This is a genomic window from Roseibium aggregatum, from assembly GCF_014692675.1.
In the GTDB taxonomy this organism is placed as follows: Bacteria; Pseudomonadota; Alphaproteobacteria; order Rhizobiales; family Stappiaceae; genus Roseibium; species Roseibium aggregatum_C.
The window spans coordinates 123,201-140,988 of sequence record NZ_JABFCZ010000009.1; the positions used below are offsets into that span (position 1 = coordinate 123,201).

18 protein-coding genes are annotated in these 17,788 nt (G+C 59.4%); 8 read left to right on the forward strand and 10 right to left on the reverse strand.

Annotated features, from left to right (window positions below; translation table 11 throughout):
• Nucleotides 1-77: 77 nt before the first annotated feature.
• Nucleotides 78-1,427, reverse strand: a complete 1,350-nt coding sequence (gene mnmE, locus HK439_RS09710) for a tRNA uridine-5-carboxymethylaminomethyl(34) synthesis GTPase MnmE (protein WP_190291207.1) — start codon at nt 1,425-1,427, stop codon at nt 78-80.
• Between the two features lie 132 nt (nt 1,428-1,559).
• On the opposite strand from mnmE, the gene HK439_RS09715 reads away from it, so the two are divergent.
• Nucleotides 1,560-3,575 carry a thioredoxin domain-containing protein gene (locus HK439_RS09715; protein WP_190291208.1) on the forward strand — a complete coding sequence of 672 codons (2,016 nt, stop codon included), beginning with the start codon at nt 1,560-1,562 and terminating at the stop codon, nt 3,573-3,575.
• Here the strand turns inward: HK439_RS09715 and HK439_RS09720 are convergent.
• The 4 genes from HK439_RS09720 to hemE all read right to left on the reverse strand — a co-directional run bounded on the left by HK439_RS09720 (nt 3,494) and on the right by hemE (nt 7,247).
• Nucleotides 3,494-4,129, reverse strand: coding sequence for a GNAT family N-acetyltransferase (locus HK439_RS09720; protein WP_328804130.1), 636 nt, complete (start codon nt 4,127-4,129; stop codon nt 3,494-3,496). The genes HK439_RS09715 and HK439_RS09720 overlap by 82 nt on opposite strands.
• Nucleotides 4,130-4,273: 144 nt before the next feature.
• Nucleotides 4,274-5,539 carry a transcription termination factor Rho gene (rho, locus tag HK439_RS09725; protein ID WP_190291209.1) on the reverse strand — a complete coding sequence of 422 codons (1,266 nt, stop codon included), beginning with the start codon at nt 5,537-5,539 and terminating at the stop codon, nt 4,274-4,276.
• Nucleotides 5,540-5,802: 263 nt separating this feature from the next.
• Nucleotides 5,803-6,231, reverse strand: coding sequence for a protoporphyrinogen oxidase HemJ (hemJ, locus tag HK439_RS09730; protein ID WP_190291272.1), 429 nt, complete (start codon nt 6,229-6,231; stop codon nt 5,803-5,805).
• A gap of 11 nt (nt 6,232-6,242) precedes the next feature.
• Entirely contained in the window at nt 6,243-7,247 is a 1,005-nt protein-coding gene (hemE, locus tag HK439_RS09735) for a uroporphyrinogen decarboxylase (RefSeq protein WP_235987732.1), read from the reverse strand.
• A 454-nt stretch (nt 7,248-7,701) separates the two neighbouring features.
• Here hemE and HK439_RS09740 point away from each other — a divergent pair, with 454 nt between their 5' ends.
• The 5 genes from HK439_RS09740 (at nt 7,702) to dnaQ (ending at nt 11,437) form a co-directional block, all read left to right on the forward strand.
• A complete protein-coding gene (locus HK439_RS09740) occupies nt 7,702-8,544 on the forward strand; it encodes a pyruvate, water dikinase regulatory protein (RefSeq protein ID WP_190291211.1) in 843 nt (280 codons plus the stop codon).
• 40 nt (nt 8,545-8,584) lie between these two features.
• Nucleotides 8,585-9,184, forward strand: coding sequence for a Maf-like protein (locus HK439_RS09745; RefSeq protein WP_190291273.1), 600 nt, complete (start codon nt 8,585-8,587; stop codon nt 9,182-9,184).
• Nucleotides 9,181-10,041 (forward strand): shikimate dehydrogenase, encoded by an 861-nt coding sequence (locus HK439_RS09750; RefSeq protein ID WP_190291212.1) that lies wholly within the window; start codon nt 9,181-9,183, stop codon nt 10,039-10,041. Before HK439_RS09745 ends, HK439_RS09750 begins: the two co-directional genes overlap by 4 nt.
• On the forward strand, nt 10,038-10,625 hold the full coding sequence (gene coaE / locus HK439_RS09755; RefSeq protein ID WP_190291213.1) for a dephospho-CoA kinase: 588 nt from the start codon (nt 10,038-10,040) through the stop codon (nt 10,623-10,625). The genes HK439_RS09750 and coaE overlap by 4 nt, the downstream gene beginning before the upstream one ends.
• A gap of 95 nt (nt 10,626-10,720) precedes the next feature.
• Nucleotides 10,721-11,437 carry a DNA polymerase III subunit epsilon gene (gene dnaQ, locus HK439_RS09760; RefSeq protein ID WP_190291214.1) on the forward strand — a complete coding sequence of 239 codons (717 nt, stop codon included), beginning with the start codon at nt 10,721-10,723 and terminating at the stop codon, nt 11,435-11,437.
• A gap of 70 nt (nt 11,438-11,507) precedes the next feature.
• On the opposite strand, the gene HK439_RS09765 is transcribed toward dnaQ, so the two are convergent.
• A complete protein-coding gene (locus HK439_RS09765) occupies nt 11,508-12,494 on the reverse strand; it encodes a 2-hydroxyacid dehydrogenase (RefSeq protein WP_190291215.1) in 987 nt (328 codons plus the stop codon).
• A 251-nt stretch (nt 12,495-12,745) separates the two neighbouring features.
• On the opposite strand from HK439_RS09765, the gene HK439_RS09770 reads away from it, so the two are divergent.
• On the forward strand, nt 12,746-13,270 hold the full coding sequence (locus HK439_RS09770; protein WP_190291216.1) for an SH3 domain-containing protein: 525 nt from the start codon (nt 12,746-12,748) through the stop codon (nt 13,268-13,270).
• Nucleotides 13,271-13,340: 70 nt separating this feature from the next.
• Here HK439_RS09770 and fabI read toward each other — a convergent pair whose 3' ends face one another.
• From fabI to fabA, 3 genes are all read right to left on the reverse strand, one after another.
• On the reverse strand, nt 13,341-14,153 hold the full coding sequence (fabI, locus tag HK439_RS09775) for an enoyl-ACP reductase FabI (RefSeq protein ID WP_190291217.1): 813 nt from the start codon (nt 14,151-14,153) through the stop codon (nt 13,341-13,343).
• Nucleotides 14,154-14,163: 10 nt separating this feature from the next.
• Nucleotides 14,164-15,387, reverse strand: coding sequence for a beta-ketoacyl-ACP synthase I (gene fabB, locus HK439_RS09780; RefSeq protein ID WP_190291218.1), 1,224 nt, complete (start codon nt 15,385-15,387; stop codon nt 14,164-14,166).
• A gap of 132 nt (nt 15,388-15,519) precedes the next feature.
• Complete coding sequence (fabA, locus tag HK439_RS09785) at nt 15,520-16,026, reverse strand: 3-hydroxyacyl-[acyl-carrier-protein] dehydratase FabA (RefSeq protein WP_190291219.1); 507 nt, start codon at nt 16,024-16,026, stop codon at nt 15,520-15,522.
• A 360-nt stretch (nt 16,027-16,386) separates the two neighbouring features.
• Here fabA and irrA point away from each other — a divergent pair, with 360 nt between their 5' ends.
• Entirely contained in the window at nt 16,387-16,818 is a 432-nt protein-coding gene (gene irrA / locus HK439_RS09790; RefSeq protein WP_190291220.1) for an iron response transcriptional regulator IrrA, read from the forward strand.
• 144 nt (nt 16,819-16,962) lie between these two features.
• Here the strand turns inward: irrA and nth are convergent, their stop codons facing one another.
• Nucleotides 16,963-17,778: an endonuclease III gene (gene nth / locus HK439_RS09795; RefSeq protein ID WP_190291221.1), complete on the reverse strand. Its 816-nt coding sequence runs from the start codon at nt 17,776-17,778 to the stop codon at nt 16,963-16,965.
• Nucleotides 17,779-17,788 lie beyond the last annotated feature (10 nt).

The window sequence follows — 17,788 nt, forward strand, 5'->3', positions numbered from 1 at the left end:
AATGATTCACGTGAAACACGTTCCGGTTCAGAATCGATCCTTGGATTCCTTAGGAAAAGTGATTCACGTGAAACACCTCACTTGCCGATGCAGAAGTCCCGGAAGATCACATCGAGCAGATCCTCCACATCGATCCGCCCGGTGATCCGCCCAAGCGCATCCGCCGCCCGGCGCAGATCCTCGGCACGAAGTTCCAGCGGCAGACCGGCACTGGCAAGGGCATCGGACAAGGCCTGCTGACATTCGATCAGGTAATGGCGGTGCCTTTGACGGGTCGCCAGCGGCTCCTCGCCAATGGAGATCGTTTCTTTGGCGAAACTCGAAAGCCGGTTTAACAACGGCTCCATTCCGCCTGCCGATTTAACAGAACAAGGAATTTCAAGGATTGTTCCGGAAGAGTCTCGTTCCGGAAGAGTCTCAAGATCGGTCTTCGTCCGAACCGTCCAGACCGGAACCCATTCATGAATGGTGGCCGGCAAACCGGCTTCCGGATCATCCGCTTCGATCCCGCCAGGCTCGACGGCCCATAAAATAAGGTCCGCCGTTTCTCCGCGCTCCCGTGCGCGCCGGATCCCTTCCCGCTCCACCACGCCTTCCGTCTGCCGCAGCCCCGCCGTATCGACCAGGGTGACCGGATAGCCTTCGAGGTCCAGATGCACCTCGATCACGTCCCGGGTGGTCCCTGCTTCCTCGGTCACGATGGCGACATCCCGTCCGGCGATGGCATTCAGTAGGCTCGACTTGCCGGCGTTCGGCGCGCCCATGAGGACGACCTGCAATCCGCTCCGCAGTCGCTCTCCGCTTCTGGACCTCGCCAGATGACCCCCGATCTCGTTGATCAGGATCTGTCCCTCGGCCCAGATCTCGTCCGCGACACTGCCGGGCACATCCTCCTCGTCGGCGAAATCGAAGTCCGCCTCGATCATCGCCCGCATGTGGATCAGCCGGTCCCGCCAGTCATCATAGAGCTCACCGAGTGCTCCACCCATCTGGCGCAGCGCCTGGATTCGTTGGGCTTCGGTTTCAGCCGCAATCAGATCGGCCAGTCCCTCCACCTCGGTCAGGTCCATCCGTCCGGCCTCGAAGGCGCGACGGGTGAACTCCCCCGCCTCCGCCGGCCGGCAATTGTCCATGCGGGACAGCACCTCGAGCACGGCCGCGACAACGGCCCTACCGCCGTGGCACTGCAGCTCGACCACATCCTCTCCGGTAAAGCTTGCCGGTCCCTCGAAGACAAGGACAAGGGCCTCGTCCAGCATGTCGTCGGTCACCGGATCGCAGAGCTCCCGGACGGCGGCAAATCGGGGCTCCGGCACGTCCCCGCAAATCAGGCGCAGGATATCAATGGCGTCGGGCCCGGAAATCCGGATCACCGCGACGCCGGACGGGACCGCACCGCTTGAAAGCGCAAAGATCGTTTCAGCCATTCACCACCAACCTGCTTGAAGCGGAACCGGACCTTCACCCCTGAAACGGCTTGCCCTGCCCGTCCGCTTCACTACCTTCTTGTTCCAGAGAGAACCTAACCGATTCCGCCAACCAGAAAGATCCCCTTTCCGATGACCGAAAACCGCCTGGCACGTTCCACCAGCCCCTACCTGCTCCAGCACAAGGACAACCCGGTCCACTGGTATCCCTGGGGCCCGGAAGCCCTTGCCGCGGCCAAGGCGGAAAACAAACCGATCCTGCTGTCGGTCGGCTATGCGGCCTGCCACTGGTGTCACGTCATGGCCCATGAAAGCTTCGAGGATGCCTCTACCGCGGAAGTCATGAACCGCCTCTTTATCAATATCAAGGTCGATCGTGAAGAACGTCCCGACATCGACCAGATCTATATGAAGGCGCTGCATGCGCTGGGGGAACAGGGCGGCTGGCCGCTCACCATGTTCCTCACGCCGGACGGCGAACCGTTCTGGGGCGGCACCTATTATCCGAAAGAGGCCAAGTGGGGACATCCGGCCTTCGTCGACATGCTGGAAGCCGTGTCGCGCACCTTCCATACGGATCGGGAACGAATCGAAACCAACCGCTCCGGCCTGCTGGAAGCCCTGAAGACGGAAATCACACCCACCGCTCCCATCGACCGAAGCCTGATGATGGCCGCCGGCGAACGGCTTCTGTCGCTCTACGATCCCGAGCATGGCGGCATCAAGGGCGCTCCGAAGTTCCCCCAGGCCTCTATTCTGGACCTCCTCTGGCGCACAGGCCTCAGGGCCGGAAACGACAAGGCCAAGGAGACCTTCCTCCATACGTTGAGACAGATCGGCAACGGCGGCATCTACGATCACCTGAAGGGCGGCATCGCCCGCTATTCCGTCGACCATCTCTGGCTCGTTCCCCATTTCGAAAAGATGCTCTACGACAACGGCCAGTATCTCGACCATCTCGTCACCGCTTACCTCGCAACCGGCGAAGACCTGTTTCGAAACCGAATCGAGGAGACCGTCGGCTGGCTCCTGGACGAGATGCGTATGGAGGGCGGCGCCTTTGCCGCAAGCCTCGACGCAGATAGCGAAGGTGTCGAGGGCAAATTCTACGTCTGGACCGCGGACGAAATTGCGGATGTTCTCGGCGAGGAAGACGCCGCTCTTTTCGCCAAGGCCTATGACGTTTCGCCGGGCGGCAACTGGGAAGGCGTCACGATCCTCAACCGCCTGAAGGCTCCCAGCCTGTCAGCAAAGGAGGAGGCTCGCCTTGCCCGGTTGCGGAAGAAGCTCCTTGAGCGCCGCAGTGGCCGCATCAGGCCCGGCCTGGACGACAAGATCCTCGCCGACTGGAACGGCCTAACGATCGCTGCCCTTGCCCGTGCAGCGCGTTTTGTTTCACGTGAATCATGTCTGGAGGCCGCACAGAGCGCCTATGACTTCGTCATGGAAACCATGATGCATGACGGTCATCTGGGCCATTCCTGGCGCGCGGGCCGTCTGCTCCTGCCGGGCTTTGCCTCCGATTACGCGAATATGATGAATGCAGCGCTCGCCCTGGCCGAGACCTGTCCCGAAGAGGCCATGACCTACATCGCCAATGCGGAGAAGCTCGGAAAGGCTCTGGTCGAGGACTACCAGACGGCTGAAGGGGCGTTTTATCTGACGGCGGCCGATGCGGAAGGACTGATCGTGCGTCCGGTGACGTCCGCCGACGAGGCAACGCCCAACCCCAATTCCATGGCTGCCCTCGCCTTTGCCAAACTCTACATACTCACAGGAAAGACCGAGTACCGGGACCTGGCCGACAAGGTCCTGATCGCCTTGTCGTCAGACATTCCGAAGAACGTCTTTGCGACCGCATCCCTGTTGACAGCCTTCGACACCCGAACCAATGGCCGGCTCGCGGTGATCGTCGGGCCAAGCGGTTCGGATCCGAATCCTTTCCTGAAGGTGCTTTCGAAGACCGTCGACCCGGCACTTCATTGTCTCGTTCTCGAATCGACCGATGACTTGCCGGAAGATCATCCGGCCAAGGGCAAGAATGCGCTTGAGGACAAGACGACGGTCTATCTCTGCCGCGAAGGTGCCTGCTCGTTTCCGATCACGAGACGCAAGGAACTGGAAGAAGCCCTGACTGTCATATCGTAAGGCCACGCGTCCAGTCGGTCCGCGAGAGCCGGTAAAGCACATGCAGCGCCAGGAGGTGTCCCGGCTCGATCGCCGAATGAAAAAAAATCATCCTCCGCGTTTCGCCGCATGCCGAGGCGTTGCATCACCCGTTGGGAGGGTTGATTCGGCACGGCTGTAAAGGAGACGATTTCATTAAGCCCCAAGGTTTCGAACCCGAATCCAATCCAGGCCCTCGCTGCCTCCGTGGCATAGCCTTGTCCCCATACGGAGCGGTCCATCCTCCAGCCGATTTCAATGCATGGGTCGAACGGCAGCGGGCTGGCATAGCGCGGCCGAGACAAACCGACGAAACCTAAGAAGCGTCCCGTCGCCTTTTCCTCGACCGGCGAAAAGCAGAAGCCGTCTTCCCGCGTTCTTTCCCGGGCAATATCGATCAAGGCGTCGCTTTTCTCCCGCGTCAGCGCGGAAGGAAAATACCGCATCACTTCGGGGTCGGCATTGAGCCGGGCAAACGGCTCCCGGTCATCCTCTTGCCAGGGACGGAGGATCAGCCGTTCCGTTTCCAGATACATGATAGCAAAGGCCTTTGACCCGGGTCCGAATCATTAAGGCATTTCTGCCTGATTCACGTGAAACAGGTCGTTAACAAATGGTTAAGGCGCGGCTTCCTTCCGGAGGCCGCGCCCTGACAAATTTCTGACCGGATCCGAATCGGATCAGGCGTTCATGCTGTCGAAGAAATCGTCGTTCGATTTCGTCTGCCGCAGCTTGTCGAGCAGGAACTCGATTGCATCCACCGTCCCCATCGGATTGAGGATACGGCGCAGGACGAACGTCTTCTTGAGCTTCTCGGCCGGAACCAGGAGTTCTTCCTTACGCGTACCGGACCGCTGGATATCGATTGCCGGGTAAACGCGCTTGTCGGAAATCTTCCGGTCAAGGATGATTTCGGAGTTACCGGTCCCCTTGAACTCTTCGAAGATGACTTCGTCCATACGGCTGCCGGTATCGATCAGGGCCGTCGCGATGATCGTCAACGACCCGCCCTCTTCGATGTTACGGGCGGCACCGAAGAACCGCTTCGGGCGCTGCAGGGCGTTCGCATCGACACCACCAGTCAGGACCTTGCCCGAAGACGGCACCACCGTGTTGTAGGCGCGGCCCAGACGGGTGATGGAGTCGAGCAGGATGACGACATCGCGGCCGTGTTCGGTCAGGCGCTTGGCCTTCTCGATCACCATCTCCGCGACCTGGACGTGACGGGACGCCGGTTCGTCGAAGGTGGAGGACACCACCTCGCCGTTCACCGTGCGCTGCATGTCTGTCACTTCTTCCGGACGTTCGTCGATCAGAAGAACGATCAGATAGCATTCCGGATGGTTGGTGGTGATCGACTTGGCGATGTTCTGCAGGAACATCGTCTTACCGGTCCGCGGCGGCGCGGTGATCAGGGCGCGCTGGCCCTTGCCGAGCGGAGCAACCAGATCGATCACGCGGGACGAAAAGTCCTTGCTGGTCGGATCCTCGATTTCCATCTTGAACCGCTCGTTCGGATAGAGCGGCGTCAGGTTGTCGAAATGGACCTTGTGGCGGGCCTTGTCCGGATCCTCGAAATTGATCGTGTTCACCTTCAGAAGCGCGAAATAGCGTTCGCCTTCCTTCGGGCTACGGATCTGGCCTTCCACCGTATCACCCGTACGCAGGGAGAAGCGGCGGATCTGGGACGGAGACACATAGATGTCGTCCGGCCCGGGGAGATAATTTGCGTCCGGAGAGCGCAGGAAACCGAATCCATCCTGCAGCACTTCCACGACACCCTCGCCGATGATGTCGACGTCCTGGGCGGCGAGGTTTTTCAAAATAGCGAACATCAGCTCCTGCTTGCGCATGGTGCTGGCGTTTTCAACTTCAAGCTCCTCCGCAAACTGCAGAAGTTCCGTCGGTGTTTTTTCTTTTAGGTCTTTGAGTTTCATTTCCCGCATCAAGTTGGGGTTCACTTATGGAGTTATGTTAGGAAGGTACTTCTGTCGCTGTAGCTGGAAAGCGCAGTCAGAAGGATAGTGAGGGAACTGCCGGATTTGTCTTGATTAGACGACCGCTGCCTGAGGAATCCGAGAATTGTCCTGGCGCCGGTAGGAAGTTGCGCAGAACATAAGGTGTTTCGGAAAAATTCGCAAGCCCGCAATATACCGGATACCGCAACGGATCCCTCCGCTGCGGTATCCATCGTTTTGGGTGCGAATCCTTAGAAGGGCTTCACGATCACCAGGATGACAATGCCGATCATCAGGACCGTCGGCACTTCGTTCAGCATCCGGTAGAATTTCGCCGGCCGGGTGTTTTCATCGCGCGCAAAGGTCTTCACGCAGCGCGACAGATATCCGTGCACGCCGGACATGAGCAGGACCAGTGCGAATTTCGCGTGGAACCAGCCCTGGGTGTAGAAACCGCTGTCATAGGCCAGCCACAATCCGAACACCCAGGCCGCAACCATGGACGGGTTGATGATGGCCTTCAAAAGCCTCCGTTCCATGATCTTGAAGGTTTCCGACTGCCTGGACCCGGGTTCGGCGTCGACGTGGTAGACGAAGAGCCGCGGCAGATAGAGCATCCCCGCCATCCAGGCGATGATCGAAATGACATGCAGCGCCTTGATCCAGGCGTAGAGATCCATCGCCATGGCCCTTATCCCTTCCTGACCAGCTCGACCATGCGCGTGACATTCTCCGGATCCGCATCCGGCGTGATGCCATGGCCCAGGTTGAAGATCAGGGGACCCTTGTTGAAGGTTTTCAGGATGTGGTCGACCCCTTCGTCCAGTGCCCGGCCGCCGGCCACCAGCCGCATCGGATCGAGATTACCCTGTATCGGAACCCGTTTCTGGATCTCCAGCGCGAGTGTGTCCGGCGCTGTCCAGTCGAAACCGACCGCATCCACGCCGGTCCCTTCGATGAACTTGGCCATTCGTGCCGATGAGGCTTTCGGGAAACCGATGATCTTCGCACCGGGACGTTCCGCCCTCACGCCATCGACGATCGCCCGTGTCGGTCTGATCGACCAGCGCTCGAAACCGGCATCGTCGAGCACGCCGGCCCAGGTATCGAAAATCTGGACCGCATCGGCTCCGGCATCGAGCTGGCGGATGAGGTAGCGGATCGAAGCGCTGACAAGCTGATCGATGAATCTCTGCATCAGCTCCGGATCGCGATAGGCGCCGACACGTGCGGCTACCTGTTCCTGGGTCGTATGGCCGGCAACGGAATAACAAGCCACGGTCCAGGGAGCGCCGCAGAAGCCCAAGAGGGTGGTCTCAGTGGGCAGTTCTGCTCTCAGGCGTGAAACCGTCTCTATGACCGGTTTGAGATGATCTTCGGCCCGGTCCTGTTCCAGACGGTCCAGAATGTCGGATGACAGAGGGTCCAGTACCGGACCCCGTCCCTCTTCAAAGCGAACCGGATAACCGATTGCATCGGGAACGACGAAGATGTCTGAAAACAGGATCGATGCATCAAAGCCATAACGGCGGATCGGCTGGAGTGTGACTTCCGTTGCCAGGTCCGGGTTGTAGCAGAAGTCGAGAAAGTTCTTCGCCTTGGCTCTGACTTCCCGGTACTCGGGGAGGTACCGGCCGGCCTGGCGCATCATCCAGACGGGAGGTGGCCAGAGCTTCTCTCCGGCTAACACACGCATTACGGCTCGGTCCTGAGACTTCATGAGGCAATGACCCTTTCACACATTCCAGCTCTTAAAGAATCTTATATTTGGATTCTGTTTTTTCTTATTGTGCGTGGATTAGCTGGATCATTTGATATCCACAATCACTCAAGCGCACATTCGGATCGGGATAAATCGTCTCAGATTCTGGACAACCAATCCTCCACAGGAGTCAATAAGTCGGAAAAACAATGAAAATCAATGCCTTATAGAAAAATTTACGATTGGTTAATAAATAGGGCAGCGGTGAATCACTTGTCAATTTCTCATCGCCATTCTGTTAATCCACATGACCCTCAGATCGTTTCGCTGGGAGTCGAAGCAAATTAACGGACTGTTCATAAATCCGGCTCAGCGGGTACAAACACCATGACACGAACGCCGGCCGCCCTTACGGCCACAAATAATCAACAGCCCTGGGGATGACACCGTGAACAAGTCCAGACACTATTTTCATCTCCATCTGGTCTCCGATTCCACCGGCGAAACGCTGATGACCGTCTCCCGCGCGGCGACGGCGCAATATGAGAACGTGCAGGAAATCGAGCATGTCTATCCGCTGGTGCGGACCCAGAAGCAGCTCGACCGGATTCTCAATGAAATCGAGGCGGCACCGGGGATCGTACTCTACACTCTGGTCGATACCGAACTTGCCACCAGGCTGGAACGCAGCTGCAAGGACCTGGGCATTCCGATCGTTAATATTCTGGCGCCGGTCTTTGCCGTGTTCCAGTCCTATCTGAATGTGACCCAGACCCACCGGATCGGCGGCCAGCACGAGCTCGATGCGGAATATTTCAAGCGCATGGAAGCGCTGAACTACACCATGATGCACGACGACGGACAGATCTGGGAGGACCTGGAATCCGCCGATATCGTCCTGCTCGGAATTTCCAGAACGTCCAAGACGCCGACCTGCATCTATCTGGCGAACCGGGGCATCAAGGCGGCGAATGTGCCGCTTATTCCGGATATTCCCCTGCCGCCGGCGGTCACAGACCTCAAGAAGCCTCTGATCGTCGGCCTGATTGCGTCGGCGGAACGCATTCAGCAGATCCGCAGAAACCGCGTCCTGTCGCTTCATTCGGAAAACTACAACGAGACCTATGTGGACCGGAAGGAAATCGCCCGGGAAATCACCATGACAAGACGGCTGTGTTCGGAAAACGACTGGCCGCTGATCGATGTCACCCGCCGGTCGATCGAGGAAACGGCTGCGGAAATCATGGCGCTTTTCCGTGAAAAAAAGGCACGCGAGGAAGAAGAAGCCTGATAGGACTTCCTGAAACAGAAAACAGACAATATCCGAAAGGATCGCAATGGCACTCGTTCTGGCAAGCGGCAGCCGAATCCGCGCCGAACTTCTGGAAAATGCCGGACTTTCGATTGAAATCGATCCGGCCGATATCGATGAGCGGGCCGTCGAGGAACCGCTGTTGAAGGCGGGATTTTCGCCCGAGGACCTGGCGCTGGTCCTGGCGGAAGCCAAGGCGAATGATGTCAGTGAACGCCGGCAGGGCGATCTCGTCATCGGCGCCGACCAGATCCTGGCCTTCGAGGGAGAACGCCACACCAAGCCGGAAAACATGGAGGCCGCCCGCCGCCAGCTCCTGGCCTTTTCCGGAAAGACCCACGAACTCCTGTCGGCGGTGGTGATTTCGAAGGACGGCGAAGCGGTCTGGCGGCACGTCTCGATTGCCCGGCTCACCATGCGCGACCTGTCCCCGGCCTTCGTCGGCCATTACCTGGCGCAGGTCGGCGACATCGCGCTTTCAAGCGTCGGCGCTTACCAGCTGGAAGGCCCGGGCGTTCAGCTCTTTGAAAAGATCGAAGGCGATTATTTCACCGTTCTCGGCCTGCCCCTGCTGCCGCTCCTTGCCGAACTCCGCAAACTGAACGTGCTCGAAACATGACTGCAAAGATCAGGGCCGGGAAAATCAGGGCCGCCGTTACCGGCTGGCCCGTCGCCCACTCCCGCTCGCCGCTGGTTCACGGCCACTGGCTGAAGAGATACGGCATCGACGGATCCTACGAGAAGATCGCCGTTGCGCCGGAAGACGCCGAAGCATTTTACGGCAATTTAGCAACCTCCGGCCTGAAGGGATGCAACGTGACCATTCCTCACAAGGAAACGGCCGCGGCTGCCTGTGATGTCCTGGACGAGGCCGCTCAAAAAATGGGGGCCGCCAACACGCTTTGGCTCGATGAAACCGGCCGGCTCTGCGGCGCCAACACCGACGGCGCCGGTTTTCTGGGAAATCTGGACCAGATGGCACCCGGCTGGGACGACAGACACGGCTGCGCGATTGTCCTGGGCGCCGGCGGTGCGGCCCGCGCAATCGTCTGGGCCTTGTGCTCAAGGAAATTCACAGAAGTGCATATCTTCAACCGAACCTTCGAAAAGGCGAGGCAGATAGCGGATCAGTTCGGATCGATCGTTCATGCCCATTCGTGGGACAAGCTGGGGACATATATTGGAAAAGCCGATCTTCTGGTCAATACAACATCCCTTGGAATGACCGGAAAGGCGCCGCTGGAGCTGGACCTCGCCGATCTGCCGAAAGAGGCGCTGGTGACCGATATCGTCTATGTGCCGCTCATGACCGGTTTGTTGAAACAGGCGGCCGCAAGGGGGAACCGCACGGTCGACGGCGTGGGTATGCTCCTGCACCAGGCCGTCCCGGGATTTGAAAAATGGTTCGGCGTCCGTCCGGAAGTGGATGACGACTTGCGCCGGCTCGTGCTCGACGATCTGGAGCAATCGTCATGATCAAGCTCGGCCTGACCGGCTCCATCGGCATGGGCAAGTCGACCACGGCGAAAATGTTTGCCGCCCAGGGCGTTCCCTGCCATGACGCGGATGCGATGGTGCACCGGCTCTACGCTGGCCGCGCCGCGGCCCTGATCGAAGCCGAATTTCCCGGAACGGTGGTGGATGGAAAGGTCGACCGGACCCTGCTCTCGCCCCATGTCATCGGCAAGCCGGAGGCGATGAAGCGCCTGGAGGCGATCATCCACCCGCTGGTTCATGAGGAAGAAAAAATCTTTCTTCAAAAGGCCCGGGCCGAAGGCCGGCGGATCGTCGTTCTCGACATTCCCCTTCTGTTTGAAACCGGCGGCGAGCGCCGGGTCCATGCAACGGTTGTCGTGACGGCGGATGCGGCGATCCAGAAGGAACGGGTGCTCGGCCGGGACGGCATGAGCGAGGACCGGTTCAATGCGATCGTCGCCAAACAGATGCCGGACCATGAAAAACGCCGCCGTGCCCATTTCCTGATCGATACCGGTCTGGGGCTGGAAGCGGCCGAACGGTCGGTTGCGGCGGTGCTGAGAGCCGTTGCCGGGATGGTTTGACCGGGGAACCGGGGACAAATGTTTCCCGGACCTTGCCTCACGCAACACAATCAGCAGACTGAAACCGGCGGAAACCTTCGAAAAGACCGGAAAAGATGCGCGAAATATCCTTCGATACGGAAACGACGGGCCTGAACCCGCGCGGCGGCGACCGGCTGGTGGAAATCGGCGGCGTCGAGCTGTTCAATCACGTTCCGACCGGAAATTTCTATCACGTCTACATCAACCCGGAACGGGACATGCCCGTCGAGGCCTTCAACGTTCACGGGCTGTCCGAGGAATTCCTGTCCGACAAGCCGCTTTTTGCGCAAATTGCCGATGAATTCCTGGAGTTTGTCGGCGACGCGACGCTGGTGATCCACAACGCAGCCTTCGACATGGGCTTCATCAACATGGAGCTGGAACGCGCGGGCCGGAGGATCATTCCCAATTCCCAGGTGCTCGACACGCTGGATCTCGCCCGCCGCAAACATCCGGCCGGGCCGAATTCCCTGGACGCCCTGTGTTCGCGTTACGGTATCGACAATTCCAGGCGGACGAAACACGGCGCGCTTCTCGATTCCGAGCTGCTGGCGGAAGTTTATATCGAGCTGATCGGCGGCAAGCAGGCGGCACTCAGCCTGACGCCGGACGAGGATCTGTCAGCCGCCAATGCCGGAAACGGCTCCGCGGAATTCGGCGGTCTCGGCAGTTTTTCCGCCCGGCAAAGACCGGAACCCCTCCCGCCCCGGATTCGCGACGAAGAGTTTACCGCCCACAAGGCTTTCATCGAGGGCATGGGCGAAGACGCGCTCTGGAACAGGTACCGCTGAATAAAAAAACCCGCCGGTTTGGCGGGTTTTTCGATTGGAGCGGATCCGAATCCGTCAAAGCCCGAATCCGTCAGAGCATGGACGGCAGGACCCGGTCCGGCGGACGGTGGCCGTCCATGAAGGTCTTGATGTTGATGATCACCTTCTCGCCCATCTCGATACGGCCTTCGATGGTCGCCGAGCCCATATGCGGCAGCAGCACGACGTTTTCCAGTTCAACGAGCTTCGGATTGACCGCCGGCTCGTGTTCGAACACGTCGAGGCCTGCGCCGGCAAGGTCGCCGGATTCAAGCATCCGGATCAGGGCGTTTTCGTCGATCACTTCACCGCGGGCGGTGTTGACCACGTAAGCCCCCTTCTTCAAAAGCTTCAGCCTGCGGGCCGACAGAAGATGGAAGGTTGCCGGCGTGTGCGGGCAGTGGATGGAAACCACATCCATGCGGGCGAGCATCTGGTCGAGACTGTCCCAATAGGTGGCTTCGAGGGCGTCTTCCACGTCGGCCGCCACCCTGCGGCGGTTGTGATAGTGGATCGACATGCCGAATGCCTTGGCACGGCGGGCGACGGCCTGGCCGATCCGGCCCATGCCGATGATGCCGAGGCGTTTTCCCCAGATCCGGTGACCCAGCATCCAGGTCGGCGACCATCCCGACCATTCGCCGGTTTCGATCGCCTTGATCCCTGCGGCCAAACGGCGCGGCACGGCAAGCATCAGCGCCATGGTCATGTCGGCGGTGTCTTCCGTCAGCACGCCGGGCGTGTTGGTGACGTTGATGCCCCGGTTGTTGGCCGTCAGCACATCGATATTGTCGACGCCGTTACCGAAGTTGGCGATCAGCCGAAGATTCGGGCCGGCCTGGGACAGAACCGAGGAATCGATCCTGTCGGTAACCGTCGGCACCAGAACATCGGCGGTTTTGACCGCTTCAACGAGTTCGGCCTGGCTGAAAGGCCGGTCGTTTTCGTTCAGCCGCGTCTCGAACAATTCGCGCATGCGGGTTTCAACGACATCCGGCAATTTCCGGGTTACGACGACCACAGGCTTCTTTTTCGCCATCCCAAACGCCTTTTGCGTTTCGTTGAGGTCACATTAACCACAACAGTCCAACCTTGTGACGCAACCGTATCCGGGAGCGCCCGCCAATACTCCCTTCTCCTTACCAGATGGCCCGGCAGAAACAAGTAGACGGAAGCGCCCGGTGCATAGCCTTTCAGGGCATACTGGTTTTTCAGCGCCGATTTCGCTACAGGTTTTGCATGAAGTCAGGCCCCTTTGAAATTGGACAACCGAATAATATGGCCCGCTTGATGACAAGACGTCAGCCCGGACTCCTCACCCTGTTCGCATTTTTGCTCCTGGCCGTCCTTCCGCTGAAGGTGCTGGCCCAGGCCAGCCAGACCGGCGCCAGCGGATTGACCGTTCCCCGTTTCGTCAGTCTGAAGTCGGATCGGGTCAATGTGCGTGTCGGCCCGTCGCGCGAACATAACATCGCCTGGACCTTCGTTCAGGCCGGTCTGCCGGTCGAGATCATCCAGGAATTCGAGAACTGGCGCCGCATTCGCGATTGGGAGGGCAAGGAAGGCTGGGTGTTTCACTCGCTCCTGTCCGGCCGACGTACCGCGCTTGTGACTCCATGGGAAACGACCGGCCGTACGCCCTTGCGCGCCCGGTCCAAGTCCGATGCGGATATTGTGGCGGAACTGGAGCCGAAGGTCCTGACAACTGTCGAGGAATGCGCCGGCGGCTGGTGCAAGGTCAGTGGCGAAGGTTATGAAGGCTGGCTCGATCAGACCCGCCTCTTTGGCGTTTACCCCGACGAAGTGATCAACTGACGCAAGCTTCGGTTCAAACAAAAAGGGCGGCTTTCGGCCGCCCTTTGTTATTCCGGAACAGGTCGAAGCCTTAGTCTGTCGTATGTTCCTGAACTTTCAGCTCATCGAGCCGCGGCATGGAAATAATGTTGTAGCCGCTGTCGACGAAATGGACCTCACCGGTCACGCCGCCGGAAAGGTCCGACAGAAGATAGAGCCCGGTTCCGCCGATTTCCTCCAGCGACACCGTCCGGCCCAGCGGCGAATTGCGCTTCTGGTAGTTGAACATCAGCCGGGCATCGGAGACGCCGGAACCGGCAAGGGTCCTCACCGGACCTGCGGAAATCGCGTTCACGCGGATGTTCTGCTCGCCGTAGTCGACCGCCAGATAGCGCACGGAGGATTCAAGGGCTGCCTTGGCCACGCCCATGACGTTGTAGTTCGGCATCACCCGTGTCGACCCGCCGTAGGTCAGCGTGATCATCGATCCACCCTCCGGCATGAGAGTGGCCGCCCGCTTTGCGATCTCGGTGAACGAGAAACAGGAAATCAGCATGGTCCGGGTGAAGTTTTCCCGGGAAGTATCGGCGTATTTTCCGCGCAGCTCCGCTTTGTCGGAAAAGGCGATGGCGTGAACGAGAAAATCGATCGTGCCCCATTTTTCCTTCAGGGTCTCGAAGACCGCATCGACGGTGGCGATGTCTTCCACATCGCACGGCAGGAGAATGTCGGATCCGACCGATTCGGCCAGAGGCCTTGTCCGCCGTCCGAAGGCTTCGCCCTGATAGGTGAACGCTAGTTCCGCGCCATGGTCCGACAGGGTCCTGGCAATGCCCCAAGCAATGGAGTGATCGTTGGCCACGCCCATGACGAGGCCGCGCTTACCCTTCATCAAACCCGACATGCAAGGCTCCTCACCCGTGATAACGCGACAGGGCGAGAGAGGCGTTTGTGCCCCCGAAGCCGAAGCTGTTGGACAGCACGGTGTCGAGCCCGGCATTGTCGCGCCGCTCGGTGACGATTTCGTCCTTGTGCAGGGCAGGGTCGAGTTCGGTGATATTCGCCGAAGCCGTGATGAAGTCGTTCTGGAGCATCAGCAGGCAGTAGATGGCTTCCTGAACGCCGGTGGCGCCGAGGCTGTGGCCGGTCAGGGACTTTGTCGACGAGGCCGGCGGCTGGTTGTCGCCGAACACGCGGCGGATCGCTTGGATTTCGCCGATGTCGCCGACCGGGGTCGAGGTCCCGTGCGTGTTGATGTAGTCGACCTTGCGGTCGCCAAGCGTGGAGATCGCCAGCTGCATGCAGCGTTCGCCGCCTTCGCCGGACGGTGCCACCATGTCGTAGCCGTCGGAATTGGCGGCGTAGCCGGTCACTTCCGCATAGATCTTCGCGCCGCGCGCCTTGGCGTGTTCCAGTTCTTCCAGAACGACGACACCGCCGCCGCCGGCAATCACGAAACCGTCGCGGGTCACATCGTAGGGCCGCGAGGCGGTGGACGGCGTGTCGTTATACTTGGAGGACATGGCGCCCATGGCGTCGAACAGGCAGGACAGCGTCCAGTCGAGTTCTTCGCCGCCGCCTGCGAACATCACGTCCTGCTTGCCCCACTGGATCTGTTCCGTGGCCGCACCGATACAGTGCGCCGACGTGGAACAGGCCGAGGTGATCGAATAGTTGATCCCCTTGATCTTGAAAGGGGTCGCCAGGCAGGCGGAGTTGGTCGAGCTCATGCCGCGCGTGACCATGAACGGCCCCATGCGCTTCGGCGAGCCTTTTTCCAGGACGATCTGATGGGCCTGGAACAGGTTCTTGGTCGACGGACCGCCGGACCCCATGATCAGGCCGGTCTTCGGATTGGAAACGTCGGTTTCTTCCAGACCGCTGTCGGCGATCGCCTGCTGCATGGCAATGTAGTTATAGGCCGCGCCGTCGCCCATGAAGCGAAGCTGGCGTTTGTCGACCAGGGAGGGAATGTCGACGTTCGGCATTCCGTGAACCTGGCTTCGGAAACCGTGTTCGGCATAGTCGGGCGCAAAGACGATCCCGGATTTGCCTTGCCTAAGGCTTTCCAGAACTTCCTGGGTGTTGGCGCCGATTGACGACACGATCCCCATTCCGGTGACGACTACCCGCCTCATTACGGTCTCCTGTTCACTCTGAAACCGGTTCGGCGTGCACGAGCCGTCCGGTTTGTCAATTTTTGAAAATAGGTCCGGCTCCGGCCGGATGCTAGGCATTCAGGTACCCGAACGCCTTATCGGCGAAGCGGATCAGCTTTGGGCAAGACCGACCCGGAGATCCTTTGCCTGGTAGATCTGTTTGCCATCGGCCTTGAGCCAACCGTCGGCAATGCCCAGGACCAGACGGCCTTTCATCACACGTTTGAAATCGATGCCGTATTCGACCAGCTTCACGTCCGGCGTCACCATGCCCTTGAATTTCACTTCACCGGTGGACAGTGCCATGCCCTTGCCCGGCAGGCCGAGCCAGCCGAGGAAAAAGCCGGTCAGCTGCCACATGGCGTCGAGGCCGAGACATCCCGGCATGACCGGATTGCCCTGGAAGTGGCAGGGGAAGAACCAGAGGTCCGGCTTTATGTCGAATTCCGCGCGAATGAACCCCTTGTCAAATTCGCCGCCGGTTTCGGAGATTTCCGTGATCCGGTCGAACATGAGCATGGGCGGCAGCGGCAGTTGTGCGTTGCCTGGTCCGAAAAGCTCACCGCGTCCGCAGGTGAGAAGATCTTCGTAGTCGTAGCTGGAGCGCCGCTCGGTCATTCAGGGTCCGTTTGTGTGCTTTGCATCTGGCTCTCGCGAAAGCGCCAGGCCAGAGGTTGGTTTTCATTTGGTATTCGGCGCCTTCCTAACACAGGGTTACCGGCTCTGGAAGTCCACGAAGGCGGTAAGTTTCCGCCGTTTGCGTCAGTTTTTTCACAATGCCCGCGTCAAATTGACAAAGCTGTGCACGGAAGTCGGATTTTATCCTTCAAGGAAAAACTTGCGTCTCAAGGCCAAGAAATGGCAGAAAAGGGGGAATGGCGGTTTGATTTTCTCCCAAACAGCCTTACGGCACAAATTTGAAAGCCCTTTCAGGTTATCGTCTAGGACGAAGCGGAAGACAGGACTAAAGACGCGGAAATGACAGACATCACGCCGATTCATCACACCGATACGGATGTCTCCGATATATTGCGCCGGGCAGGCCTCCGGCCGACACGCCAGCGCGTGTCGCTCGCCGAGATCCTGTTCTCCAAGGGTGACAGGCATGTTTCCGCCGAACTGCTTCATGAGGAAGCCGTGGCCGTCAATGTTCCTGTCTCGCTGGCGACCGTTTACAACACCCTGCACCAGTTCACCGAAGCAGGGCTTCTGCGCGAAGTGGCGATCGAGGGCACGAAAACCTATTTCGACACCAATGTCTCGGACCACCACCACTTTTTCATCGAGGGTGAAAACGAGGTGTTCGACATTCCCGGCGAAGGCGTCGGTATCGGCTCTATCCCGCAGGCGCCGGAAGGCATGGAGATCGTCCGCGTCGACGTGGTCGTCCGCCTGCGTCCGAAGCGCTGAGTTCGGCTCTCCGCATCGGCTGCATTTTCTTATCTCGCGCTGTCGCTCTTTTAGCTTCGCTCCAGTCGGGGCCTCGCATGAGCCCGGGCCATTCTTCGCCTTACGAACCCTGCGGGTTCGACCTTTCTAGCCAACTTCCCGGTTTCAGGACCCGGCAGCTTTCTGCCGTTCGATCTGTGCCCTGGTTCTGAGCGCGATTTCCGGAATGGAATCCAGCTGTTCCTTTTCCGGGCTCTTGCACAGGTCGTAGATGACGCAGCGCCGGCATTCCGGCTTGCGCGCCTTGCAGATATAGCGGCCATGCAGGATCAGCCAGTGATGCGCATGGCGGCCGAATTCCGCAGGCACCGCCTTCTCCATCGCCTTTTCCACGTCAAGCGGCGTCTTTCCCGGAGCAATGCCGATCCGGTTGCCGAGGCGGAACAGGTGGGTGTCGACGGCAATCGTCGGGTGGCCGAAAAAGATATTGAGCACCACATTGGCGGTCTTCCGGCCGACGCCCGGCAGTTTTTCCAGCGCTTCCCGATCTTCCGGAACCTCGCCGCCGTGATCGCGGATCAACTGTTCCGACAGGAGAATGACGTTTTTCGCCTTGGTCTTGTAAAGTCCGATGGTGCGGATTTCCTCCCGCACCTTGTCTTCACCGAGCGCGAGCATTTTTTCCGGCGTGTCGGCAATCTCAAAAAGATGTTTCGTTGCCCGGTTGACGCCAACGTCGGTCGCCTGTGCCGACAGGACGACGGCAACCAGCAGCGTATAGGCGTTCACATAGTCCAATTCCCCTTCCGGCTCCGGATTGTCGGCGTGGAACCGTTCGAAGATCGCGTAGGTCTCAGCCCGGGTGTAACGGGATTTTTTCAGGACGCGGCCCGGATTCGCCACCGACGGCGTCTTGCTCTTTTTCTTCTTTGCCGATTTTGCCGAAGATTTGTGCGGAACGGGGGTCTTTGTTTCTGCCATGCTCTCTCTA

Coding starts and splice junctions, on each gene's coding strand:
- fabI (WP_190291217.1), bottom strand. CDS start 14,153: ATGTCGGGTTTGATGAAGGGTAAGCGCGGCCTCGTCATGGGCGTGGCC.
- nth (WP_190291221.1), bottom strand. CDS start 17,778: ATGGCAGAAACAAAGACCCCCGTTCCGCACAAATCTTCGGCAAAATCG.
- HK439_RS09770 (WP_190291216.1), top strand. CDS start 12,746: ATGACAAGACGTCAGCCCGGACTCCTCACCCTGTTCGCATTTTTGCTC.
- hemE (WP_235987732.1), bottom strand. CDS start 7,247: ATGCGTGTGTTAGCCGGAGAGAAGCTCTGGCCACCTCCCGTCTGGATG.
- mnmE (WP_190291207.1), bottom strand. CDS start 1,427: ATGGCTGAAACGATCTTTGCGCTTTCAAGCGGTGCGGTCCCGTCCGGC.
- dnaQ (WP_190291214.1), top strand. CDS start 10,721: ATGCGCGAAATATCCTTCGATACGGAAACGACGGGCCTGAACCCGCGC.
- HK439_RS09750 (WP_190291212.1), top strand. CDS start 9,181: ATGACTGCAAAGATCAGGGCCGGGAAAATCAGGGCCGCCGTTACCGGC.
- HK439_RS09715 (WP_190291208.1), top strand. CDS start 1,560: ATGACCGAAAACCGCCTGGCACGTTCCACCAGCCCCTACCTGCTCCAG.
- fabB (WP_190291218.1), bottom strand. CDS start 15,387: ATGAGGCGGGTAGTCGTCACCGGAATGGGGATCGTGTCGTCAATCGGC.
- rho (WP_190291209.1), bottom strand. CDS start 5,539: ATGCGGGAAATGAAACTCAAAGACCTAAAAGAAAAAACACCGACGGAA.
- fabA (WP_190291219.1), bottom strand. CDS start 16,026: ATGACCGAGCGGCGCTCCAGCTACGACTACGAAGATCTTCTCACCTGC.
- HK439_RS09765 (WP_190291215.1), bottom strand. CDS start 12,494: ATGGCGAAAAAGAAGCCTGTGGTCGTCGTAACCCGGAAATTGCCGGAT.
- HK439_RS09720 (WP_328804130.1), bottom strand. CDS start 4,129: ATGTATCTGGAAACGGAACGGCTGATCCTCCGTCCCTGGCAAGAGGAT.
- irrA (WP_190291220.1), top strand. CDS start 16,387: ATGACAGACATCACGCCGATTCATCACACCGATACGGATGTCTCCGAT.
- coaE (WP_190291213.1), top strand. CDS start 10,038: ATGATCAAGCTCGGCCTGACCGGCTCCATCGGCATGGGCAAGTCGACC.
- hemJ (WP_190291272.1), bottom strand. CDS start 6,231: ATGGATCTCTACGCCTGGATCAAGGCGCTGCATGTCATTTCGATCATC.